This is a genomic window from Streptomyces sp. NPDC058650 (assembly GCF_042717315.1).
Classification (GTDB): domain Bacteria; phylum Actinomycetota; class Actinomycetes; order Streptomycetales; family Streptomycetaceae; genus Streptomyces.
In genome coordinates this window covers 240,581-262,552 of sequence record NZ_JBHXRL010000008.1, presented here as the reverse complement: position 1 = coordinate 262,552, position 21,972 = coordinate 240,581, and the positions used below count along the sequence as shown (strand labels likewise).

Genomic DNA, 21,972 nt, shown 5'->3' with positions numbered 1-21,972 from the left:
GGAGGGGGACAGGTCCTACTCGCGGCGGGCCCGGTTGCCGGGGCGGCTGGCGACCCAGGCGCGGATCGTGTCCGCGTACCAGTAGGGCTTACCGGACTCGACCCGGTCGGGCGCCGGCAGGAGGCCGTGCTTCCGGTAGGAGCGGACCGTGTCCGGCTGGACGCGGATGTGCGCGGCGATGTCCTTGTACGACCAGAGCCTTCTGTCCGTCATGCCTGGTACCTCCCTGCGCACCGCGCAGCGGCGGCAGGGGGTGCCGTTCGGGGGCGCTGCGGGCGGGCGTTGGTGATCACTGAGCCTGTGCCCGTTGAACGACCCCTGCCGACAGGAGGAGAGCGGCTGTCGAGCGCCTGTGACGGAAGACCCGCGTAACGGAGACACGTGTGACGGGGTACGGACCTGTGTGACGGAAGTGATGCACGCGACCGCCGGTGTGTCCGCGTGCGTCACCCCTGGTCACACGGGTATGCGCGGGCTATGCGCCGGTCACACGCCGCAGGAGCGCAGGAAGCGCCGGGTGCGCAGCGCGATCGGGTACGGAGTGTCCGGCTCGCACGGGTACATGTCCTGCTCGACGATCGCGAAGAGGTCCACGTCCAGCCCCTGCGCGGCGGCGAGCACCGGTTCCAGGGCGGGCACCCCGGACGGCGGTTCGCACATCACGCCCTGGGCCACCGCCGGGCCGAACGGCACCTCCTCGGCCACCACCCGGGCCAGGACCTCCGGGTCGACCTGCTTGAGATGGAGGTAGCCGATCCGTTCCCCGTAGCTCTCGATCAGCTTGACGCTGTCCCCGCCGGCGTAGGCGTAGTGCCCGGTGTCCAGACAGAGCGCGACGGCCTCGGGGTCGGTGGCGTCGAGGAAGCGCGTCACGCTCTCCTCGCCGTCGAGGTGGGTGTCGGCGTGCGGGTGGACGACGAGCCGCAGCCCGTACCGCTCCCGCACCTCATGCCCCAGCCGTTCCGTCAGACCGGTCAGATCCCGCCACTGCTCCGCGGTGAGCGTGCGCTCCTCCAGGACCTCGCCCGTCCGGTCGTCCCGCCAGAACGACGGGATGACGACGAGATGACCGGCGCCCATGGCCTGCGCGAGGGCGGCGTTCTCGGCGACATGGGCCCAGGTGCGGTCCCAGACGCCCGGGCCGTGGTGCAGCCCGGTGAAGACCGTCCCCGCCGAGACCCGCAGCCCGCGCCGCGCGGTCTCCTCCGCGAGGACGGCCGGATCGGTGGGCAGATAGCCGTACGGCCCCAGCTCGATCCACTCGTAGCCCGCACCGGAGACCTCGTCGAGGAACCGCTGCCACGGCACCTGCCGGGGATCGTCGGGGAACCACACCCCCCAGGAGTCCGGGGCGGAGCCGATCCGGATACGGGACGGACGCGAGGGACGAGACGGACGCGACGGCTTCGTCATGTCCGCCACCTTGGCCGGGGCCCGCGAGCAGCGTCAAGCGGGCAGGGGAGCGGGCGTGGCGAGCCGCCCGGCGTCCGAATGTCCGGACATATCGTTGACACGCCTCCGGGCGGCCGACTAGACCTGGGGGCGGGGCCGGAGGCGAAAGGTGGCGCGTGGAGACGGAGCCGTACGACCTGATCACCATGGGGCGCCTCGGCGTGGATCTGTACCCGCTCCAGAGCGGCGTCGGGCTCGACCGCGTCGAGACGTTTCGCAGGTTCCTCGGCGGCTCCCCGGCCAACGTGGCCGTGGCCGCCGCCCGGCTGGGCCGCCGTACCGCGCTCGTCTCCCGCACCGGTGCCGACCCCTTCGGCGCCGCGCTCCACCACGACCTCAAGCGCTTCGGCGTCGACGACCGCTGGGTGACCGAGGTAGCGGAGTACCCCACCCCCATCACCTTCTGCGAGCTCTTCCCGCCCGACGACTTCCCGCTCCACTTCTACCGCCGGCCCAAGGCCCCCGACCTGGAGATCCACCCGCGGGAGCTCGACCTCGAAGCGATCCGCGCCGCCCGGGTCTTCTGGGCGACCGGCACCGGCCTCTGCGCCGAACCGAGCCGCGCCGCGACCCTGGAGGCGCTGCGCGCCCGCGCCGGCCGGGAGGTGACGGTCCTCGACCTGGACTGGCGGCCCGTCTTCTGGACGGACCCGGCGGAGGCCCGCCCGTACTACGCCGAGGCGCTGCGCCACGCGACCGTGGCCGTCGGCAACCTCGACGAGTGCGAGGTCGCGACGGGGGAGCGCGAACCGTACGCCGCCGCCCGCGCCCTGCTCGCCACCGGCGCGGTCCGGCTCGCCGTCGTGAAGCGGGGGCCCGAGGGCGTCCTCGCCCTCGCCGCCGACGGGACGGCGGCCGAGGTGCCGCCGCTGCCGGTGGAGGTGGTCAACGGGCTCGGCGCGGGCGACGCGTTCGGCGGGGCGCTCGTCCACGGCCTCCTCGCCGGCTGGGACCTCGCACGGACCCTTCGACACGCCAACGCCGCCGGCGCGATCGTCGCGGGCCGCCTCGCCTGCTCCTCAGCCATGCCCACGGCGGAGGAGATCGCCGAGGCGCTCGCGACGGGCACGGGAACGATCCCGGAGAGGCGGGTAGGGATCCCGTCATGAACTCCGGCCCCTCGCGCACCGCGCGCCTCCACCTGCCCTCCGGGTCCGCCGCCCGCGGGCCGTACGCGCTCCACATCGACCCCGACCGGGCCGGCTGGGAGCACTCCGCCCTCCGGGTCCTCACCCTCGGGCCGGGGGAGACCCACGCCTTCGACAGCGGGGATTCCGAATGGGTCGTGCTTCCCCTCGCCGGTGCCTGTAGCGTGCGCGTCGACGGCGAAGTCCTCGAACTCCTGGGCCGCGACAGCGTGTTCGCCGGAGTGACCGACTTCGCCTACGTACCGCGCGACGCCCACGCCCAGATCGCCTCCGGTGCGGGAGGCCGCTTCGCTTTGGCAGGAGCGAAGTGCGAGCGACGACTCCCCGCCCGCTACGGCCCCGCGCCGGAGGTTCCCGTCGAGACGAGGGGCAGCGGCAACCGCGCCCGCGAGGTGCGGAACTTCGCCGCGGCCGGCGCCTTCGCGTGCGACCGGCTGATCGCCGTCGAGGTCGTGACGCCCGGCGGCAACTGGTCCTCCTACCCGCCGCACAAGCACGACGAGCACCGCCCGGGCGCCGAGTCCGTCCTGGAGGAGATCTACTACTACGAGATCGCGGGCCCGCACGGCCTCGCCTACCAGCGGATCTCGCCCTCCCGGCCCGGCGGCGCCGAGCTCCTCGCCGAGGTCCGGGACGGCGACGCCGTCCTCGTACCGGACGGCTGGCACGGGCCGTCGATCGCCCAGCCGGGTCACGACCTCTACTACCTCAACGTCATGGCCGGCCCCGGAGCCGAGCGGGAGTGGAAGATCTCCTTCCACCCGGACCACGCGGAGGGATACGTATGAGCATCCGGCTGACCGTCGCCCAGGCGCTCGTCCGCTTCCTCGCCGCCCAGTACACCGAGCGCGACGGGGCCCGGCAGCGGCTGATCGCCGCCACCTGGGGCATCTTCGGCCACGGGAACGTCGCCGGGATCGGCCAGGCGCTGGTCGAGGACCCCGGCCTCATGCCCTTCCACCAGGGCCGCAACGAACAGGCCATGGTCCACGCCGCCGTCGGCTACGCCCGCCAGTCGAACCGGCTCTCCGCGCACGCCGTCACCACCTCCATCGGCCCCGGCGCCACCAACCTCGTCACCGGCGCCGCCCTCGCCACGATCAACCACCTGCCCGTCCTGCTCCTCCCCGGCGACACGTTCGCCACCCGCCCCGCCGACCCCGTCCTCCAGCAGCTCCAACTCCCCTACGCCGGCGATGTGTCGGTCAACGACTGCCTGCGGCCCGTCTCCCGCTACTTCGACCGGATCGGCCGCCCCGAGGCGCTGATCCCGGCCGCGCTCGCCGCCATGCGGGTCCTCGCCGACCCCGTCGAGACCGGCGCCGTCACCCTCGCGCTGCCCCAGGACGTCCAGGCGGAGGCGTACGACTGGCCGGTCGAGTTCTTCGCCGAGCGGGTCTGGCGGGTCCGCCGCCCCTCCCCGGACGAGGACGAACTGGACGCGGCGGTCGCGGCGATCGGCCGGGCCACCCGTCCGCTGATCGTCGCCGGCGGCGGCGTCCGGTACAGCGGGGCCGAGGAGGCGCTCCACGACTTCGCCGCGCTGACCGGCATCCCGGTCGCCTCCACCCAGGCCGGCAATGGTGCGCTGCCGCACGACCACCCCCAGAACGTCGGCGGCATCGGCCACACCGGCACCGCCGTCGCCGACCACCTGGCCCGCACCGCCGACGTGGTCATCGGAGTCGGCACCCGCTGGACCGACTTCACCACCGCCTCGGGAACGCTCTTCGGCCACCCCTCCGTACGGTTCGTCAATCTCAACATCGCCGCCTTCGACTCCCACAAGCTGGCCGCGCTCCCGCTCGTGGCGGACGCCCGCGAGGGCCTGGAACAGATCCACACGCTCCTGGAGCCGCACCACGTCACCCCGCACTACGTGCACGAGTACGCCGAGGAGAGACTCCGCTGGCGGACCCGCGTCGACGCCGCCTACGCCGTCCCCGACGAGGACGCCCGGCCCACCCAGGCCCAGGTCCTCGGCGTACTCGACACTCTGGTCGACGGCAGCGACATCCTGATCAACGCCGCCGGCTCGCTCCCCGGCGACCTCCACAAGCTCTGGCGGACCCGCTCCACGGACCAGTACCACGTCGAATACGGCTACTCCTGCATGGGCTACGAGATCCCGGCGGCCCTCGGCGTCCTGCTCGCCGCGCCCGACCGACCCGTCTGGGCGCTCGTCGGCGACGGTACGTACCTCATGAATCCCACCGAAATCGTCACCGCCGTGCAGGAACGGCTGCCCCTGCGTCTTGTCATCCTGCAGAACCACGGCTACGCCTCCATCGGCGGCCTCTCGGAGGCCGTCGGCGCCGAGCGGTACGGCACCGACTACCGCCACCGGGACCCGGACGGAGGTTTCACCGGAGCGCCGCTCCCCGTCGACCTCGGGGCCAACGCCGCCTCCCTCGGCATGCGCGTGCTGCGCCCCCGCACCGTGCGTGACCTGCGAGAAGCCCTCGCGGATGCGCGGACCGCGACGGTTCCCACATGTGTCTACGTCGAGACCGAAACGGCAGACACAGTGTCGGGCCCGCCCCCGGCCCAGGCGTGGTGGGATGTGCCCGTGGCCGAGACGTCGACCCGCCCGTCGGCGGTCAAGGCCCGCGAGGAGTACGACCGGCACGTCACCGCCCGACGCCGCCATCTCTGAAGGAGCATTTCGTCATGACGAACACCGTCAAGACTGTCAACCACTGGATCGGTGGCAAGGCCGTCGAGGGCACGTCGGGCAACTGGGGCCCGGTCACCGACCCGGCCACCGGTGCCGTGACCACCCGTGTCGCGCTCGCCTCCGTCGAGGAGGTGGACGCCGCCGTCGCCGCCGCCAAGGCCGCCTTCGCGACCTGGGGCACCTCGTCCCTCGCGCAGCGCACCACGATCCTCTTCGCGTTCCGCGCGCTGCTCGACGCCAACCGCGACGCGATCGCCGAGCTGATCACCGCCGAGCACGGCAAGGTCCACTCGGACGCGCTCGGCGAGGTCGCCCGCGGCCTGGAGATCGTCGACCTGGCCTGCGGCATCACCGTCCAGCTCAAGGGCGAGCTCTCCACCCAGGTGTCGAACCGCGTGGACGTGGCCTCGATCCGCCAGCCGGTGGGCGTCGTCGCGGGCATCACGCCCTTCAACTTCCCGGCCATGGTGCCGATGTGGATGTTCCCGATCGCCATCGCGACCGGCAACACCTTCATCCTCAAGCCGAGCGAGAAGGACCCGTCGCCGGCCCTGAAGATCGCCGAGCTGCTCGCCGAGGCGGGCCTCCCGGACGGTGTCTTCAACGTCCTGAACGGCGACAAGGTCTCCGTGGACCGCCTCCTGGAGCACCCGGACGTCTCCGCGATCTCCTTCGTGGGCTCTACCCCGATCGCCCGCCACATCCACACCACCGCCTCCGCCAACGGCAAGCGCGTCCAGGCGCTCGGCGGCGCGAAGAACCACATGCTGGTCCTCCCGGACGCCGACCTCGACGCGGCGGCCGACGCGGCCGTCTCGGCGGCGTACGGCTCCGCCGGCGAGCGCTGCATGGCGATCTCCGCGGTCGTGGCCGTCGGCTCCATCGGCGACCAGCTCGTCGACAAGATCCGCGAGCGCGCCGAGAAGATCAAGATCGGCCCCGGCAACGACCCGACCTCCGAGATGGGCCCGCTCATCACGGCCGTCCACCGCGACAAGGTCGCCTCCTACGTGACCGGCGCGGCGGCCGAGGGCTGCGAGGTCGTCCTCGACGGCACCGGCTACACCGTCGAGGGCCACGAGGACGGCCACTGGATCGGCCTGTCCCTCCTGGACCACGTGCCGACCACGGCCGCGGCCTACCAGGACGAGATCTTCGGCCCGGTGCTCTGCGTGCTGCGCGCCGAGACGTACGAGGAGGGCCTCGCCCTCATCAACGGCTCGCGCTTCGGCAACGGCACCGCGATCTTCACCCGTGACGGCGGCGCGGCCCGCCGCTTCCAGATGGAGGTCGAGGCCGGCATGGTCGGCGTCAACGTGCCGATCCCGGTGCCGGTGGGCTACCACTCCTTCGGTGGCTGGAAGGACTCGCTCTTCGGCGACCACCACATCTACGGCAACGACGGCGTGCACTTCTACACGCGCGGCAAGGTCGTCACCACCCGCTGGCCGGACCCGTCCGACGCCCCGGCGGGCGTGGACCTGGGCTTCCCCCGCAACCACTGACCTTCCGGTCGCGGCCGTGACGAGCGGCTCATGACGAACGGCCCCCGGAGCGCGCACGACACCGCGCCCCGGGGGCCGTCCTCGTCGGGGTCGCCGGCGATCGCGCGTACCGCGCCTGGTGTACGGCGAGGCCGCGCGTACGACCCCAGGAGGTCGGGCGCCTCCCCCTCCGGACCGCAGTGCCGCACGAGTCGGCCCGCATAGGCTCGACGCATGCGACTCCGACTTCCCCGGTGGGCCGCGGTCACCGCCGTCCTCGCCGTCCTCGCGGGTGCCGGCACCTGGACCGCCGTCGCCTCGGACGAACCGCCACCCGTGCAGCGCGCGGACCGGGCGCTCGACATCGACGGTGTACGGCTCGACACCTCCTACTTCACGAGCGGCGGGGGCGAACGCCGCCCGGCCGTTCTCCTCGGCCATGGCTTCGGCGGCTCCAAGAACGACGTCCGCGCCCAGGCCGAACAGCTCGCCCGCGACGGCTACGCCGTCCTCACCTGGTCCGCCCGCGGCTTCGGCGCCTCCACGGGGGAGATCGGCCTCAACGACCCCGACCGCGAGGTCGCGGACGTCCGGAAGCTGATCGACTGGCTCGCGGCCCGCCCCGAGGTCCTCCTCGACACGGCAGGCGACCCGCGCGTCGGCGTCACCGGCGCCTCCTACGGCGGTGCGATCTCCCTGCTCGCCGCCGGACACGACCCGCGCGTCGACGCCGTCGCCCCTCAGATCACCTACTGGAACCTCGCCGACGCCCTCTTCCCGAACGACGTCTTCAAGAAGCTCTGGGCCGGGATCTTCTTCTCGGCGGGCAACCAGGGCAACCAGGGGAACCAGGGGAACCAGCCGGGCGCGGCCCCGACCGGGGCGGCGGACGGCTGCGGCCGCTTCACCGCCGAACTCTGCTCCCTCTACCAGCGCGTCGCCGTCAGCGGAAAGCCCGACGCCGCCGCCCGCGCCCTCCTCGAAGCCCGCAGCCCCTCCGCCGTCGGCGCCCGCATCAAGGTGCCCGCGCTCATCGTCCAGGGCCAGTCCGACTCCCTCTTCACCCTCGCCCAGTCCGACGCCATGGCCCGCACCCTCACCGCCAACGGCGCCCCCGTCGCCGTCGACTGGATCGCCGGCGGCCACGACGGCGGCGACCGCGAGAGCGAGCGCGTCGAGCGACGGATCAGCACGTGGTTCGACCGCTGGCTGAAGCGCGACACCTCCGCCGACACCGGCCCCGCCTTCCGCGTCACCCGCACCGGCGGCGTCGACTCCACCGACGGACAGGCCACCCTGCGCGGCGCGACCGCCGACCGCTACCCGGGCCTCACCGCCGCCACCGAGACCTTCGCGCTCGCCGGGCCCCCGCAGACCTTCGCCAACCCGGCCGGCGCCGCGCCGCCCGCCATCTCGGCCGTCCCCGGCCTCGGCGGCGGACTCTCCGGCCTCTCCTCCCTCGGGGTCGGCCTCTCCCTCGACTTCCCCGGCCAGTACGCCCGTTTCGACGCGAAGCCGCAGACCGGCGCCGTCCGGATCACCGGCACCCCGACGGTCCCCGTCAAGGTCACCTCGACCGCGGCCGACGGCTCCGCTGTCCTCTTCGCCAAGGTGTACGACGTCGGGCCCGACGGACGGCAGCAGGTGCTGCCCTCCCAGCTCGTCACCCCCGTCCGCGTCGAGGACGCCAAGGCCGGCCGCGCCGTCACCCTGACGCTGCCCGCGATCGACCACGAGGTGGAGGCCGGGCACCGGCTGCGGCTCGTCCTCGCCGCCACCGACCTCGGCTACGCCTCCCCGACCGTCCCCGCCGGCTACACCGTCGCCGTCGAGGGCCCGCTCACCGTCCCGACCGCGCCCGGCCTCGACACCCAGGCCACCGCCCTGCCCTGGTGGGTCTGGGGCCTGCCGCTCCTCGGCCTCGCCGTCGCCGCGGCCCTCCTCCTGACCGCCCGCCGCCGCACCACGGCCCCCGCGCCGGACCCGGAACTCACCTCCGTACCCCTCCAGATCACCGGGCTCTCCAAGAAGTACGCGGGCGGCGACAGGTACAGCGTCAAGGACCTCTCCTTCAGCGTCGAACAGGGCCAGGTCCTCGGCCTCCTCGGCCCGAACGGCGCCGGGAAGACCACCACCCTGCGCATGCTGATGGGCCTGATCCGGCCCGACGAGGGCGAGATCCGGGTCTTCGGCCAGGCCATCCGCCCCGGCGCCCCGGTCCTCTCCCGGGTCGGCTCCTTCGTCGAGGGCGCCGGCTTCCTGCCGCACCTCTCCGGCCGGGAGAACCTGGAGCTGTACTGGAAGGCCACCGGCCGCCCCGCCGAGGACGCCCGCGTCGACGACGCCCTGCGGATCGCGAACCTGGGCAGCGCCCTCGAACGCGCCGTACGGACCTACTCGCAGGGCATGCGGCAGCGCCTCGCCATCGCCCAGGCCATGCTCGGCCTGCCGGACCTGCTCATCCTCGACGAGCCGACCAACGGCCTCGACCCGCCGCAGATCCGCGAGATGCGGGAGGTGATGATCCGGTACGCGGCCGAGGGCCGGACCGTCATCGTCTCCAGCCACCTCCTCGCGGAGGTCGAGCAGTCCTGCACGCACCTCGTCGTCATGGACCGGGGACAGCTCGTCCAGGCCGGGCCGGTCGCCGAGATCACCGGCTCCGGCGACACCCTGCTCGTGACGCTGGCCGGAGAGATCGACGACCCGCTCGTCGAGAAGATCGGCGCCCTCCCGGGCGTCGACTCCGCCGCCCGCGCCGACGGCGGGCTCCTCGTCCGCCTCGACGGCGCGGACGCCACCGCCCTCATCGGCGACCTCGTCCGCCTGGACGTACCGCTCACAGGGGTCGGACCGCACCGGCGCCTCGAAGACGCGTTCCTGACCCTGATCGGAGGAGCCGCATGAGCGCGCCGACCACCACGCCGACCACCGCCGCGACCCCGGCCGAGACGACCGCCCCCGGCTACCGGGCCGGACGCACCCTGCCGCTGCGCGTCGAAGCCCTGCGCCAGTGGAAGCGGCGCCGCACCCTGATCATGGGCGGGATCCTCGTCGCCCTTCCCTTCGTCCTGATCGCCGCCTTCGCGATCGGCGGCGCCGGGGACGGCGACACCAACGGCCGGATCACCCTCATGGACACGGCGACGGCCTCCGGCGCCAACTTCGCGGCGACCTGCCTCTTCGTCTCGGCCGGCTTCCTCCTCGTCGTCCCCGTCGCCCTCTTCTGCGGCGACACCGTCGCCTCCGAGGCAAGCTGGTCCTCGCTGCGCTACCTCCTGGCCGCACCGGTGCCCCGCTCCCGGCTCCTCGCCTCGAAGCTGACGGTGGCCCTCGCCTACAGCGCGGCCGCGATGGTCCTCCTGCCGCTCGTGGCCCTCGCCGCGGGCACGGTCGCCTACGGCTGGGGGCCGCTCCAGCTGCCGACCGGCGGCTCCGTGCCCGCCATGGACGCGGTGCTGCGCATCGCCGTCGCCGTCGCCTTCGTGTTCGTCTCCCAACTGGTCACCGCCGGACTCGCCTTCTGGCTCTCCACCCGCACCGACGCCCCGCTCGGCGCGGTGGGCGGCGCCGTCGGACTGACCATCGTCGGCAACGTCCTGGACGCCGTCACGGCGCTCGGCGACTGGCGCGACTTCCTGCCCGCGCACTGGCAGTTCGCCTGGATCGACGCCCTCCAGCCGCAGCTGGAGTGGGGCGGCATGGTGAAGGGCGCGGCGATCTCGGTGACGTACGCGGTGATCCTCTTCGCCCTGGCCTTCCGGGGCTTCGCCCGCAAGGACATCGTGTCGTAGGAGCCGCTACACCCACCCCCTCCGAGCCGCTTCCGCGCCCGCGCGGAAGCGGCTCGTCGTGCCGAGGGCGGCCATCAGCTCTCCCACCCGGCGGCTGTACGTCCGCGCCGACATGCCGAGCCGGGCCGCCGCCGCCTCGTCCGTGAGCCCCGACAGGAGAGCGTCGAGGACCAGCCGCGACTGCGGCGCGAGCTCCAGCGGCGGCGGAGCGGGCGACGGCACGTACGTCAGCTCCTCGGCCGCCGCCCAGCAGGCGTGGTGCGCGCGGACGAGGGCCTGCACCACCACCGGGTCGCGGATCAGCAGCAGGCCGTTGTAGAGCAGCTCCAGATCGAGCGGGACCGCCGCCACCGTCCGGTCCACGACGATCAGTTTGAACGGGATGGCGTCCGCGAGCCGCGCCCGGCCGGGAAGCCGCAGCCCGCTCTCGAGTGTGTGCAGGGCGTGCCGCGGCACGATCCGCCGGACCTCGTCGGCCCGCTCCGCCGCGGCCCGCATGCACGCTCCCGCCAGCTCGAGGAACGGCCCGGGGATCGCGCAGCCCGCGGAGGCGACGGGGTCGTCGAAGGTCAGCAGCTCGTGCCGGGTGGAAGCGGCCAGCCCGGCGAGCGCGGCGCTGATGCGCCGCGCGCCCCGGACCGGGCGCCCCGCGGGCCGCTGTCCCTCGGTCGCGGCCCGGTTCATCGCCGAACGGGCGAGCATCACGGAGCCCGCGCTCTCTGCCACCGCTGACCACCCCCGCCCGATCGATGTCCACTAAATGTACGCACGCGACTGCACACGGTGACAACCCCTGTTGAGAAGGATGGCGAATCCATGCCACCCTCGTCCGCCCCCGTCGCCGTTGCCACATCGAGATCCATCCGCAACTCCTCCGACTGCTCCATCCGGCGCCTTCGTTCGTCACATTCACAAGTGCCGTACGAAGAGGGGGAGATGACATGAGTCGACAGAACACGGCGGCGAACGGTCGCCGCGGGGCCCGGTTCAGGGCCACGATCGCGGGGGTGCTCGTCGCCGGACTGGCCGTCGGCGGCTGTGGCGCGTCGGGCGAGACGAGCGACGCGTCGCACGCCAAGGGCGGCCGCACCGCGCCGGGCACCTCCGGCGGCGACGGGGCCACGAAGCCGGGGTACGTCGCCCCCGGAACGGCGACCCCGGGGCCGGACGCTGCCGCGCCCGAGGAGGGCGAGCAGCGCACCAAGCCCCCCGCCCCCGACTACCTCTCCACCTTCGCCCTCGACGTGGACACCGCCTCGTACGGCTACGCCCGCCGTTCCCTCGCCGAGGGCAGGCTGCCCGAGCCGACGACCGTGCGCCCCGAGGAGTTCGTCAACAGCTTCCGCCCCGACTACCCGCGCCCGGCGGACAACGGCTTCGGCGTGAGCCTCGACGGCGCCCGCGCCGGCGCGGACGGCTGGTCCCTGGTCCGGGTGGGGCTCGCCACCCGCGGCGCGGACCGGAGCGGCGAACGCCCGCCCGCCGCCCTCACCTTCGTCGTCGACATCTCCGGCTCCATGGCCGAGCCCGGTCGGCTCGACCTCGTCAAGGAGTCCCTCGGGCTGCTCGCCGACGAGCTCCGCGACGACGACTCGATGGCCCTCGTCACCTTCAGCGACGAGGCGGAGACCCGGCTGCCCATGACCCGCGTCGGCGAGGCCCGCGGCCGGATCCGCGAGGTGGTGGAGTCCCTGGCGACGACCTCGTCCACCAACGTCGAGGCCGGTGTCCGCACCGGCTACGACGTCGCGGTCGACGGCCGCCGCAAGGGCGCCACCAACCGGGTCGTGCTGCTCTCCGACGCCCTCGCCAACACCGGTGAGACCGACGCGGACGCGATCCTCGCCCGCATCGACGAGGAACGCAGGGCCCACGGCGTCACCCTGTTCGGCGTCGGGGTCGGCAGCGAGTACGGCGACGACTTCATGGAGCGGCTCGCCGACAAGGGCGACGGCCACACGACGTACGTCTCCACCTCCGAGCAGGCCCGGAAGGTCTTCGTCGACCAACTGCCCGCCCACGTCGAGCTGCGCGCCCGCGACGCCAAGGCGCAGGTCGCCTTCGACCCGCGGACCGTCGAGAAGTTCCGGCTGATCGGGTACGAGAACCGGGAGGTCGCCGACGAGGACTTCCGGAACGACCGGGTGGACGGCGGCGAGGTCGGCGCCGGCCACACCGTCACCGCGCTGTACGCGGTGAAGACCCGGCCCGGGGCGAGGGGCCGCGTCGCCACCGCCACGGTCCGCTGGCTCGACCCGGCGACCCGGGCGCCGCACGAGCGCTCCGGCACGGTCGAGGCCGAGGCGCTCACCGCGGGACTGTGGGACGGCGGCCGCGACAGCCTCCAGCTGACCGCGATCACCGCCTACTTCGCGGACGCGCTGCGCGGCGGCGACCTGCCGGGCGACCCCGGGCTCACGGCGCTCGCGGAGCGGGCGGAGGCGATCGCGGGGCGGTCGGGATCGGCCGTGGTCCGGGAGCTCGCCGAGGCGGTCCGGCAGGCCGAACGGCTGCTCGGGACGGCCGCGGAGCCGGGCGAAGGAGCTTCCGGAGAGGGCGAGTTGCGGTCGGGTGACCCGTACAGCTGACGTCCGGTGGCCCTTACAGCCGAAGCCCGGTGACCCGTACGGCTGACGCGCGGGGCGGGCGGCGGGACAGAATGGCCGCATGGCCACCCTGCTGCTCGCCCTCGCCGTCGGATGCACCGGGCTCTACGCCGGTTTCCTGCTGATCTTCCAGACCGGGATCATGCCCGCCCTCGCCCGTCTGGCGGACGCCGAGTTCGTCACGGCGATGCGCCGGATCAACGAATGCGTCCCGAGGGCCGTGTTCCTGCTCGTCTTCTTCGGGGTCGTCGCGTTCCCCGCCGCCGCCTTCCTCGTCCCCGTCGACGGACGCACGGACACGCAGAAGTGGCTCGTCCTGGCGGGGCTCGTGTCCGCGGCGCTCAACCACGTGGTCACCGTCGCCGGGAACGTCCCGCTGAACGTGGCCCTCGCCGCTTCGGAGCGCCCGGGCGGGGCCGCCGGGGAGGACCCGGCGGCGGTGCGGGCCGCCTTCGAGAAGCGGTGGAACGGATTCCACCGGGTCCGTACGGCCCTGATCGTCGTCTCGTTCGGACTGCTCACCGCCGCCGCCGTGCTCTGAACCGTACCCGCCGGGCGGTTTCTGGCGTGAAATCGCGGTTGAGGACCCCCCTGACGTCCGCGAGACCCCTTCGAAAGCGTACCCCTGAGTCCTGAAACAGTCTTTCGGCGGGCAAAGGTCTGAGCCAGTGACGAAATCCTGACGGCGAAATATCCCCTCAAATGGGGTGAAGCACCCCGATATCACGGGTCAGGTTTCCGTACCCTCCGGTTTCTTATTGACATGCCTACGGGGGTCTTTTCTAATCAACGAGGGTCATCCCGCGCGCAGACACCGCACAGGCACTGAGGGGGCAAGGTGGACGTCCGGATCCTGGGGGGACTGTCGGTACGGGAGAACGGCGTGTCCATCACCCCGACGGCAGCCGCACCGAGGCAGCTGCTCGCCCTGCTCACCGCCAGCGCCGACCAGGTCGTCCCCGTGACGGTCCTGACCGAGGAGCTCTGGCCCTCGGGCGCCCCGCGCGGCGCCCGGGCCGAACTCCAGTCCCACATAGCCGAGTTGCGGAAGCTCATCGCGAGCGCGCTGAGCGGCGCCGACCCGGCGGAGCCCCGTCAGGGCTGGGCCGACCGGCGCACCGCCGACGCGGTCCTCGTCTCCCAGCCCGGCGGCTACCGCCTCGACACCGGCGGCGGCGTCCACGACGTCTGGCAGTTCGAGCGCGCGGCGGGCGCCGGATACCGCGCCATGGAAGCGGGCGACCTCCCGCGCGCCGCGCTCCGGCTCGGCGAGGCACTCGCCCTGTGGCGCGGCGAGCCGTACGCGGGCGTCGCGGCGGGCCCCCGGCTCCGCAGCGAGATCGAACGCCTCGAAGCCTCCCGCCTGAGCGTGCTCGACCAGTGGGTCGAAGCGCAGCTGGGCCTCGGCCACCACGCCGAGCTGGTCTCCGAACTCTCCGGCCTCGTCGCCCGCTACCGCACCAACGAACCCCTGCACGCCCACTACATGGTCGCCCTGCTGCGCTGCGGCCACCACGACGAGGCCCTCACCGCGTACGAGCGACTGCGGGCCTCCCTCGCGGGGGAGAGCGGCCTGGAGCCCTCGGCGCGCCTGCGCCGACTCCACCGCTCGGTCCTGACCATGCGGAACACCGCGGGCCGCTCCGTCTTCGACACCCAGGCGCCCGCTTGGACACCCGCTTGGACGCCCGCCTGGACACCCGCGTGGACTGCTGCCGGGATGGCCGCCCGGACGCCCGCTCACGTACCCGCCCAGTACACCCCGACCCGGTCCCGTCCCGTCCCCGTGGGCTCCTTCGTCTGAGAGAGCGGCGGCCCCTCGGGAACGAAGTACGTCAGGTCGCCGTTGTGGACGTGCGGCAGGTCGATGTTGACCGACTCCCGAAGTCGAAATAGTTTCGGCCACCAGGAGGGGTTTCCACCGAGGTGCCCTATTTCGCTCTACTACGGGGGTGGAGACCATGACCTCGCACGGCGCGGACGCAGCCGGCGGTGCCGACGCGCTGCTCACGGTCCTCGAACTGCTCGCCGGACAGGCACCGGCCGTCCGCTACGACGCACTCCTCGACGAGGCCCGCCTGGCCGGTCTCTCCGGCGAGGCACTCGAACGGCTGGAGCGGGCCGTGAAGCTCGCCGACCGGGTCCGCTCCGGAAGCGAGGAGTGCGTGCGCCGCGAGGCCGGACTCGCCGCCCTCACCGACACCGCGCGCGACCTGACCTTCTCGTACGACCTCGACAGCCTGCTCCGCGTCGTCACCCGCCGCGCCCGCCGGCTCCTCGGCCTCGACATGGCGTTCGTGACACTGCGGGGACAGCACGGCAGCTGCTACGTCCACACCACCGAGGGCGCCCGCGCCGGACTCGACACCGGCCGCACGACCGGACCGCGCCTCGCCCCCGGGTTCACGATCGCCGAGGGGTACGGACTCGGTGGCGCCGTCCAGCTCCACGGCGAGCCCGTCTGGACCGCCGACTACCTCGCCGACGAGCGCTTCGCCCCCTCGGGCTCCCTCGACGCCGGCGTCCACGCGCCCGCCTTCGACGAGGCCGCCGAGGCCGCCGTCCGCGGCGAAGGGCTGCACGCCATCATGGCCGCGCCGCTGCGCAGCGGCGACACCGTGATCGGCGTGCTGTACGGCGCGGACCGGCGCGTCCGCGACCACACCTCCGAGGAGCTCGGCCTCCTCGCCGCGCTCGCCGACCTCGCCGCGCTCGCCGTCGAGAAGGCGGGACTCCTCGACCGGACCCGCGCCGAGGTCTCCGAACTGGAGCGGGACAGCTCCCGCGTACGGACCAGCCTCACCCGGATGCGGCACGTCAGCGAGGCACACAGCCGCATCATGAACCTCGTCCTCGCGGGCGGCGACCTGGGGAACGTGGCCAAGGCCGCGGGCGACGCCCTCGACGCGACCGTGCTCATCCGCGACCAGGGCGGCCGCGCCCTCGCCGGCGGGGACATCCCCGGCCTCGACGAGGAGGCCGTCGCCAAGGCCTCGCTCGACGCGCACGCCCGCCGCCGCCCGGTCCTCGCCGACGACGACACCTGGGTCGCACCGGTCATCGCCGGCTCCGAGGACCTCGGCGGTCTGGTGCTCCGCGCCGCGAGCGGGCTCACCGGCGAGGACGAACGACTCCTCGAACTCGCCGCCCAGTCCGTCGCCTTCCTCCTCCTGATGCGGCGCTCCACGGCCGTCGCCGAGGGGCCCGTACGCGACGAACTCCTCGACGACCTCATCGCCGACCCGCCGCACGCGCCACAGCAGATCGCGCAGCGGGCCCGCCGCCTCGGCGTCGACCTGCGCAGACCGCACGTCCTCGTGCTGGCCAGACCGGAGGGCGGCGAACAGGGCCGGGCGGTCGTGTGGGCGTCCTCGTACGCGTACCGCCTCTCCGGTCTGAAGACCGTGCAGGGCGGCTGCATCGTGCTGCTGCTCCCCGGCATCGACGCCTCAGCAGCCGCCAAGGCCGTCGCCGCCGAACTGTCCCCGCTGCTCGGCCACCCCGTCTCCGTCGCCGCCGCCGGTCCCGCGACGAACCCGGACGGCGTCGGGCGGATGCACCTGGAGGCCCAGCGCTGCCTCGACGCGATGAGCGCCCTGGGCGGCACCGGTTCGGCCGCCTCCGTGCACGACCTGGGCTTCCTGGGGCTGCTGCTCTCCGACGACCACGACGTGGAGGGCTTCGTCGAGGGGGCGATCGGTCCCGTGCTCGACTACGACGCCGAGCGGTTCACCGACCTCACGCGCACCCTGGAGGCGTACTTCGCCTCCGGAGGCAGCCCGACCAACGCGGCCGAGGCGCTGCACGTCCACCCCAACACGGTCTCGCGCCGCCTGGAACGGATCGGCGAACTCCTCGGCCCGGAGTGGCAGAAGCCGGGCCAGGTCCTGGAGGTCCAGCTCGCCCTGCGCCTCCAGCGCACCCGTGAGGTCCTCTCCCGTGGCCGCGCCACCACCGACCCGACCCGCCCGGCCGCTCCGTAGGAGCAGCGGGCGGGCCGGGGGCGGGCAGTCGGTCTCGGTCAGCTCGCCGAGCGTCGCGACGCGTATCCGGAGTCGTAGGCGGCGTCCCAGTCCGACGAGGCCAGGAGCGTCGCCGCGTGGGCCGCCGACGCGAGCGTGATGTGGCGGTGCCAGCCGCGGAACGAGCGGCCCACGAAGTCCCGCAGCCCCGCCCCCTCGCCGACCTCCACGAAGTCCCGCTCCACCCGGCGCGCGAGCTTGGTCAGCCGCAGCAGGGAGCCGACGGGGGACTGGGTCAGATCGCTGATCCACACCCGGGCCGGGGCCCGCCGCGGGTCGTCCCACTCGCCGAGCAGCACCAGGGGCCGCATCCGCTCGCCGCCCGGCGTGGGCAGCGCGACCCGTACGGCCGTGGCGAGCGACGTCCGCGAGGTCCGCACACCGGCCACCGTGTCCACCCAGCTCACCGGCCTGCGCAGGCCCTTGAGCGACTCCAGGATCTGCACCGCCGAGAGCGGACCCGCGCCGAAGCCCGGCAGCGAACGGTCCGCGATCGCCAGCCGCGAACCCGGACCGATCCGCGCCACGACCGGCACCCCGGCCCCGGCGAGCCGGGTGAGCGCCGCGCGGCCCGCGCCGCCGCGGATGTCGAGGAGCACCGGCTTGCGGGTGACGTCCGACCAGCGGGCGGTGTCGAGCGCCGCGGCGACCGCGCACTCCTCCAGCGTCTCCTCGCCGGCCTCCTGGGGAACCTCCGCGCGGTCGCGCCGCGTGCGGTCGTTGACCCACGGGTCCGGCAGGAACAGCCGCCAGTTGACGGGGACGCTCAGCTCGTCGCTCGCGAACCACACCCCGAACGCCTGCTGGCCGTGGAAGACCTGACCGCGCTCCGGGTCGAAACGCCGGTCCACGCCCACCGAGTGCTCCCCGGCCTTGGGGATCGGCATCGGCTGGACCACCCAGGCCTGCGGGCAGCTGTTCCGCTCCAGGAACCGGGCGAGCGCGGCCCGCATGGGCTGCCAGTCCCAGGTGGAACTGGAGACGAAGTGGTGCAGGCTCTGCTCGGCGGCCGGCCCGCCTATCTGCGCGGCGATGTTACGGATCGACTTGCGGCCCTGCGCGGTGAGCAGACCGTAGAGGTACTGCTCGGCCTTCAGGCGCTGGTCGCGGCGCGGGAAGCCGGAGAAGAGCGCGGAGCACAGCTCGGCGTAGGCCTCCTCGCCGGAACCGGCCGCACCGACGGGCGTGGTGACGCTCAGGGGAACCGTCAAGGACGAGACGGCCCCGGTGGTGGCCCTGCGCTTGGTTGCGACGGATGTACTCACGACACTCCTGCCCGAAGGTTGCGCAGCTCCCTCCCGCTGCTCCACCACCGTCGCCCGTACCCGCCACCCGGGACGAGGTGTACCCGGCACCCGAATCGGCCGCCGAATGGTGGCCGGACCACCTCCCCCTACATCACCCCAGGTCACAGCCGTCGCCACGGCCCTGCCCCGGACACCCCTAGGGCCGGTCCGGCGGATCTCCGGAATGCCCCGCGGGGGATCTGACAGACTCACCGGACCCGCTTTGACCCGTCGCGCGGAGTGGCCGGACCATCGCAGAGCGAGGTCGCACGGGCCGGCTCCCGGTTAATGCCCCAGGCCGGGGACCGTGCCTGTGCGCCTCGCCTCGACTTCCTCCGCGTCCCGGCCCCGTAACCTTGCGGGCATGGGAACACGCGGTGAGACGGCGGTCGTCGGGGCCGTCGCCGCCGGGGGCGCCCTCGGCGCGGCCGCCCGCTACGGGGCCTCGCTCGTCTGGCCCACCCCGGCCCACGCGTTCCCCTGGACGACCTTCACGGTGAACGCGGCCGGCTGCGCGGCGCTGGGCGTCCTGATGGTCCTGGTCACGGACGCTCGTGCCGTCCCGCACCCGCTCCTCCGGCCGTTCCTCGGCACGGGGTTCTGCGGCGGGTTCACCACCTTCTCGACGTACACCCTCGACACGGAGCGCCTGCTGAGGCCGGGTGACCCGACGCGCGCGCTGCTCTACCTGGGCGGGACGGCGCTCACCGCGCTGGCCGCCGTCTGGGCGGCGACGACCGCGACCAGGGCCGTACGGACGAGGATGCGGGGGACGGGGTGAACTGGCTGCTCGTCGTCGCAGGGGCCGCCGTCGGCGCGCCCCTGCGGTACCTCACCGACCGCGCGGCCCGCGCCCGCTACGGCACCGCCTTCCCCTGGGGCACGCTCGCCGTGAACGTCGCCGGTTCGTTCGTGCTGGGCCTGCTCACCGGCGTCGCCTCCGCCCGCCCGCACCTGCTGCTCGGGGTGGGCCTGTGCGGGGCGCTGACGACGTACTCGACCTTCTCGTACGAGACGCTGAGGCTGTACGAGGACGGGGCGAAGGGGTACGCGGTGCTGAACGTGGCCGGAAGCCTGGCCGCCGGACTCGGAGCCGTATGGCTGGGAGTGGAGGCGGCGACCAGGCTGTAGGCCGTGTCCGGTGGATCAGGCGGTGATCCAGTCGCCGGTCGCGATCACCGGCTGGACGCCGTCACGGTGGATGGTGCCCTCGATCAGGCCGTACATCCGGTCCGCGTCCGCCGCCGAGGCAGAGTTCGCCCAGCGGGCGGTCACCTTGGTGGTGCCACGCGCCGTCGTCGCCCTCGCGGGGGCGACCGGCCATGGCGACCGGCGCGTCAGAGGGAGGGGAACACCTTCGTCTCGACCACCGGCAGCCCCTTGGCCCACCAGTGGTCGTAGCGCCGGTAGACCAGCGGATCCCGGCCCGCCAGGAACGCCCCGAGCGCCTCGGCCTCTCCGGCGAGTTCCTCCCAGACGCGGGGCGGGAGCGGCCGGAACGCCGAGGCCTCGATCCCGCCGGCGACGGGCCGCCAGACCCCGGCGACGTACCCGTCGACGAGCAGCGTCGGCAGGACGTCGCCGTTCACGCGGATCACGGACTTGCGGTACTCGGGCGGGATGACGCGGCCGCGGTCCGCGTACGCCAGCAGGATGCTGTCCCACATGGCCATCAGCCGGGGCGGGGCCGGCACGTCCTCGTCGGGCCGGGCCGCCCCGGGCACGTCGTACAGCAGCACCCCGTCCGGCCCTTCCAGGCGTTCGACCAGGCCGTCGAGCGCCGCCAACGCCACGCGCACCCGGCCCCGTTGCGCCATGGAGAACTGCGCGATGTCCGCCACGGACGCCGGCCCGAACCCCTCCAGATAGCGCCGGACGAGCACCGCGAGGCCCGCGGCGACCGCGTCCGGATCGGTGTGCTCCGGCAGCTCGTCCGCCGCGACGAAGGACTGCGCGGTGCCGTACGACCACGGCGGCCCCGTCGGGGCGTGCCACAGCGGCGCGTACTGGCGGATCATCCGCCACGCCACGGACTCCACCGGACCGCCCCGGCCCTCTTCGAGACGGCTCAGCATCTCGGCGCCGGTCCGCGCCCGCTCGGCGTACGCGAGGAGCTCCGGCAGCAGCGCGTCGGCGTCGGCCGGCGTGAACCCGGCCGCCCTGAACCGGTGGTCGCCGAGCCGCGAACCGCGCAGCGTCGGCTCCATGCCCTCCCGGAACGCCCGGTAGTCCTCGACGTGCACCACGTGCAGCGTCAGCCGCATCAGCGTCGACCGCACCGCCCGGAACCCCTCCACCGCCCCGTCGAGGAGGCCCGGGTCGAATCCCGCGACCCGGTTCCACAGGGCCACGTACGGCGAACCCGGCTGCTGCGCCTGAAGGGCGACCACCCGCCGCAGGGCCTCCTCGACGTCGACCGGGGCCCGTTCGAGGAGCAACTGGCGGGCGAGGGTGGAGCGGTTGAGGGCGCGCGCGGTCATCACCATGACCTGATTCTCGCTCGGGCATCAGCCGTCCGAGGACGGCGGGTACCCGACGCCGCCGGTTCACCGGCGTCACGTCCCCGAGTCACCCGGCCCTCACCCTGCCCTCACCCGGCGTCGTGACGATCAGCGGCATGACCTTCACCTCCCGGGCCGCGCGCCCGGCCGCCGCCGGCAGCGCCGTCGCCCTCGCCGTAGCCGTCGCGCTCCTCGCCCCGACCTCGCCGGCCGACGCCGCCGCCAACGCCGCCAACGCCGTCCCGACGTACGAGGTGAAGATCAATCTCACCGCGGCGGCGCTCGACTCGGCCCACGCGCCGAGCACGGCGGTCAAGTCGGCGTTCGGGATCACCGGCTCCGCCAAGGCCCGTTCGTACAGCTACTACGACACGGACGGCCTGGCGCTCGACGCGGCGGGGTGGAGCGTCCGGCTCCGTCACAAGAGCGGTTCGTCGTTCGAGGAGACGTACAAGAAGCGGTTCCCCGTCACGAACGGCGACATCGACGCCGCCCTCACCGCGGCCAACGCCGCCGGGTTCGACAGCGGTGACACCAACTACGAGGCCGAGGTCGACTGGGGCTACGCCAAGCAGACCCTCAGCTTCAGCAACGAGAAGAGCCACAGCGCGAGCGGCTACTCGGGCACGGCGATGCCGTCGAGCACGACCGGCCGCACCTGGCTCGTCAACGACATCCCCGGCAAGCTGGAGGACTGGGGCAGCGCCGACTGGGGCAAGAACACGCTCCAACTCTCCCGTGCGCACGGGCCGGTGACCGCGAAGGTGTACGGCGGCGCCTGGGGCCCCTCGGACGACGCGAGCATCGAGGTGCTGCCGGTCGTCGGAGCGGGCGGGACGGGCACGGAGTACGTCGTCGAGCTGTCGTTCAAGACCGACTCGTACGCCGACGCGGCCGAGCTGCACGAGGACGCCATCGCCGTCGCGGAGGCCAACGGCTGGCTCCACCACGGCGACATCCTCAAGACGCAGCTGATCCTCGACCGCTACTGACGGGTAGCTG

The 21,972-nt window shown here is 73.5% G+C and carries 19 protein-coding genes; 13 read left to right on the top strand and 6 right to left on the bottom strand.

Annotation, left to right across the window (positions count from 1 at the left end):
* Positions 1-15 precede the first annotated feature (15 nt).
* Both ACFWWU_RS17205 and ACFWWU_RS17200 read right to left on the bottom strand, forming a co-directional pair.
* Entirely contained in the window at positions 16-213 is a 198-nt protein-coding gene (locus ACFWWU_RS17205) for a helix-turn-helix transcriptional regulator (RefSeq protein ID WP_384145554.1), read from the bottom strand.
* A gap of 273 nt (positions 214-486) precedes the next feature.
* Positions 487-1,413, bottom strand: coding sequence for a sugar phosphate isomerase/epimerase family protein (locus ACFWWU_RS17200; protein WP_384145551.1), 927 nt, complete (start codon positions 1,411-1,413; stop codon positions 487-489).
* A 185-nt stretch (positions 1,414-1,598) separates the two neighbouring features.
* Between ACFWWU_RS17200 and iolC the strand changes: the two genes are divergently transcribed.
* The 6 genes from iolC (at position 1,599) to ACFWWU_RS17170 (ending at position 10,555) form a co-directional block, all read left to right on the top strand.
* Positions 1,599-2,561 carry a 5-dehydro-2-deoxygluconokinase gene (iolC, locus tag ACFWWU_RS17195; protein WP_384145902.1) on the top strand — a complete coding sequence of 321 codons (963 nt, stop codon included), beginning with the start codon at positions 1,599-1,601 and terminating at the stop codon, positions 2,559-2,561.
* Positions 2,558-3,388, top strand: coding sequence for a 5-deoxy-glucuronate isomerase (gene iolB, locus ACFWWU_RS17190; protein WP_384145548.1), 831 nt, complete (start codon positions 2,558-2,560; stop codon positions 3,386-3,388). The genes iolC and iolB overlap by 4 nt, the downstream gene beginning before the upstream one ends.
* Complete coding sequence (gene iolD / locus ACFWWU_RS17185; RefSeq protein WP_384145545.1) at positions 3,385-5,256, top strand: 3D-(3,5/4)-trihydroxycyclohexane-1,2-dione acylhydrolase (decyclizing); 1,872 nt, start codon at positions 3,385-3,387, stop codon at positions 5,254-5,256. Before iolB ends, iolD begins: the two co-directional genes overlap by 4 nt.
* A 14-nt stretch (positions 5,257-5,270) precedes the next feature.
* Positions 5,271-6,782: a CoA-acylating methylmalonate-semialdehyde dehydrogenase gene (gene mmsA, locus ACFWWU_RS17180; RefSeq protein ID WP_384145542.1), complete on the top strand. Its 1,512-nt coding sequence runs from the start codon at positions 5,271-5,273 to the stop codon at positions 6,780-6,782.
* Between the two features lie 213 nt (positions 6,783-6,995).
* Positions 6,996-9,668: an alpha/beta fold hydrolase gene (locus tag ACFWWU_RS17175; protein WP_384145539.1), complete on the top strand. Its 2,673-nt coding sequence runs from the start codon at positions 6,996-6,998 to the stop codon at positions 9,666-9,668.
* On the top strand, positions 9,665-10,555 hold the full coding sequence (locus ACFWWU_RS17170; protein WP_384145536.1) for an ABC transporter permease: 891 nt from the start codon (positions 9,665-9,667) through the stop codon (positions 10,553-10,555). The genes ACFWWU_RS17175 and ACFWWU_RS17170 overlap by 4 nt, the downstream gene beginning before the upstream one ends.
* Positions 10,556-10,561: 6 nt before the next feature.
* Here ACFWWU_RS17170 and ACFWWU_RS17165 read toward each other — a convergent pair whose 3' ends face one another.
* Positions 10,562-11,281 (bottom strand): DNA-binding response regulator, encoded by a 720-nt coding sequence (locus tag ACFWWU_RS17165; RefSeq protein WP_384145533.1) that lies wholly within the window; start codon positions 11,279-11,281, stop codon positions 10,562-10,564.
* A gap of 215 nt (positions 11,282-11,496) precedes the next feature.
* On the opposite strand from ACFWWU_RS17165, the gene ACFWWU_RS17160 reads away from it, so the two are divergent.
* From ACFWWU_RS17160 to ACFWWU_RS17145, 4 genes are all read left to right on the top strand, one after another.
* Positions 11,497-13,143, top strand: a complete 1,647-nt coding sequence (locus ACFWWU_RS17160) for a von Willebrand factor type A domain-containing protein (protein WP_384145531.1) — start codon at positions 11,497-11,499, stop codon at positions 13,141-13,143.
* 79 nt (positions 13,144-13,222) lie between these two features.
* Entirely contained in the window at positions 13,223-13,702 is a 480-nt protein-coding gene (locus ACFWWU_RS17155; RefSeq protein WP_384145528.1) for a DUF1772 domain-containing protein, read from the top strand.
* A 297-nt stretch (positions 13,703-13,999) separates the two neighbouring features.
* On the top strand, positions 14,000-14,965 hold the full coding sequence (locus tag ACFWWU_RS17150; RefSeq protein ID WP_384145525.1) for a BTAD domain-containing putative transcriptional regulator: 966 nt from the start codon (positions 14,000-14,002) through the stop codon (positions 14,963-14,965).
* 157 nt (positions 14,966-15,122) lie between these two features.
* Positions 15,123-17,144 carry a helix-turn-helix domain-containing protein gene (locus tag ACFWWU_RS17145; RefSeq protein WP_384145899.1) on the top strand — a complete coding sequence of 674 codons (2,022 nt, stop codon included), beginning with the start codon at positions 15,123-15,125 and terminating at the stop codon, positions 17,142-17,144.
* A 38-nt stretch (positions 17,145-17,182) separates the two neighbouring features.
* On the opposite strand, the gene ACFWWU_RS17140 is transcribed toward ACFWWU_RS17145, so the two are convergent.
* On the bottom strand, positions 17,183-18,448 hold the full coding sequence (locus ACFWWU_RS17140) for an IS701 family transposase (RefSeq protein ID WP_384145522.1): 1,266 nt from the start codon (positions 18,446-18,448) through the stop codon (positions 17,183-17,185).
* A 385-nt stretch (positions 18,449-18,833) separates the two neighbouring features.
* Between ACFWWU_RS17140 and crcB (ACFWWU_RS17135) the strand changes: the two genes are divergently transcribed.
* Positions 18,834-19,250, top strand: a complete 417-nt coding sequence (gene crcB / locus ACFWWU_RS17135) for a fluoride efflux transporter CrcB (RefSeq protein WP_384145519.1) — start codon at positions 18,834-18,836, stop codon at positions 19,248-19,250.
* Entirely contained in the window at positions 19,247-19,600 is a 354-nt protein-coding gene (crcB, locus tag ACFWWU_RS17130) for a fluoride efflux transporter CrcB (RefSeq protein WP_384145516.1), read from the top strand. The genes crcB (ACFWWU_RS17135) and crcB (ACFWWU_RS17130) overlap by 4 nt, the downstream gene beginning before the upstream one ends.
* 15 nt (positions 19,601-19,615) lie before the next feature.
* On the opposite strand, the gene ACFWWU_RS17125 is transcribed toward crcB (ACFWWU_RS17130), so the two are convergent.
* Positions 19,616-19,744, bottom strand: a complete 129-nt coding sequence (locus ACFWWU_RS17125; RefSeq protein WP_384145513.1) for a hypothetical protein — start codon at positions 19,742-19,744, stop codon at positions 19,616-19,618.
* Positions 19,745-19,806: 62 nt separating this feature from the next.
* Complete coding sequence (locus ACFWWU_RS17120) at positions 19,807-20,955, bottom strand: winged helix DNA-binding domain-containing protein (protein ID WP_384145510.1); 1,149 nt, start codon at positions 20,953-20,955, stop codon at positions 19,807-19,809.
* 131 nt (positions 20,956-21,086) lie between these two features.
* Here ACFWWU_RS17120 and ACFWWU_RS17115 point away from each other — a divergent pair, with 131 nt between their 5' ends.
* On the top strand, positions 21,087-21,962 hold the full coding sequence (locus ACFWWU_RS17115; RefSeq protein WP_384145507.1) for a hypothetical protein: 876 nt from the start codon (positions 21,087-21,089) through the stop codon (positions 21,960-21,962).
* Positions 21,963-21,972 lie beyond the last annotated feature (10 nt).

What these genes read in the sequence shown, in the direction of transcription:
- iolB (WP_384145548.1), top strand. Translation starts at nt 2,558, where the DNA reads ATGAACTCCGGCCCCTCGCGCACCGCGCGCCTCCACCTGCCCTCCGGG.
- ACFWWU_RS17160 (WP_384145531.1), top strand. Translation starts at nt 11,497, where the DNA reads ATGAGTCGACAGAACACGGCGGCGAACGGTCGCCGCGGGGCCCGGTTC.
- ACFWWU_RS17175 (WP_384145539.1), top strand. Translation starts at nt 6,996, where the DNA reads ATGCGACTCCGACTTCCCCGGTGGGCCGCGGTCACCGCCGTCCTCGCC.
- ACFWWU_RS17205 (WP_384145554.1), bottom strand. Translation starts at nt 213, where the DNA reads ATGACGGACAGAAGGCTCTGGTCGTACAAGGACATCGCCGCGCACATC.
- ACFWWU_RS17155 (WP_384145528.1), top strand. Translation starts at nt 13,223, where the DNA reads ATGGCCACCCTGCTGCTCGCCCTCGCCGTCGGATGCACCGGGCTCTAC.
- ACFWWU_RS17115 (WP_384145507.1), top strand. Translation starts at nt 21,087, where the DNA reads ATGACCTTCACCTCCCGGGCCGCGCGCCCGGCCGCCGCCGGCAGCGCC.
- ACFWWU_RS17145 (WP_384145899.1), top strand. Translation starts at nt 15,123, where the DNA reads ATGACCTCGCACGGCGCGGACGCAGCCGGCGGTGCCGACGCGCTGCTC.
- iolD (WP_384145545.1), top strand. Translation starts at nt 3,385, where the DNA reads ATGAGCATCCGGCTGACCGTCGCCCAGGCGCTCGTCCGCTTCCTCGCC.
- ACFWWU_RS17120 (WP_384145510.1), bottom strand. Translation starts at nt 20,955, where the DNA reads ATGGTGATGACCGCGCGCGCCCTCAACCGCTCCACCCTCGCCCGCCAG.
- mmsA (WP_384145542.1), top strand. Translation starts at nt 5,271, where the DNA reads ATGACGAACACCGTCAAGACTGTCAACCACTGGATCGGTGGCAAGGCC.
- ACFWWU_RS17170 (WP_384145536.1), top strand. Translation starts at nt 9,665, where the DNA reads ATGAGCGCGCCGACCACCACGCCGACCACCGCCGCGACCCCGGCCGAG.
- ACFWWU_RS17200 (WP_384145551.1), bottom strand. Translation starts at nt 1,413, where the DNA reads ATGACGAAGCCGTCGCGTCCGTCTCGTCCCTCGCGTCCGTCCCGTATC.
- crcB (WP_384145519.1), top strand. Translation starts at nt 18,834, where the DNA reads ATGGGAACACGCGGTGAGACGGCGGTCGTCGGGGCCGTCGCCGCCGGG.
- iolC (WP_384145902.1), top strand. Translation starts at nt 1,599, where the DNA reads ATGGGGCGCCTCGGCGTGGATCTGTACCCGCTCCAGAGCGGCGTCGGG.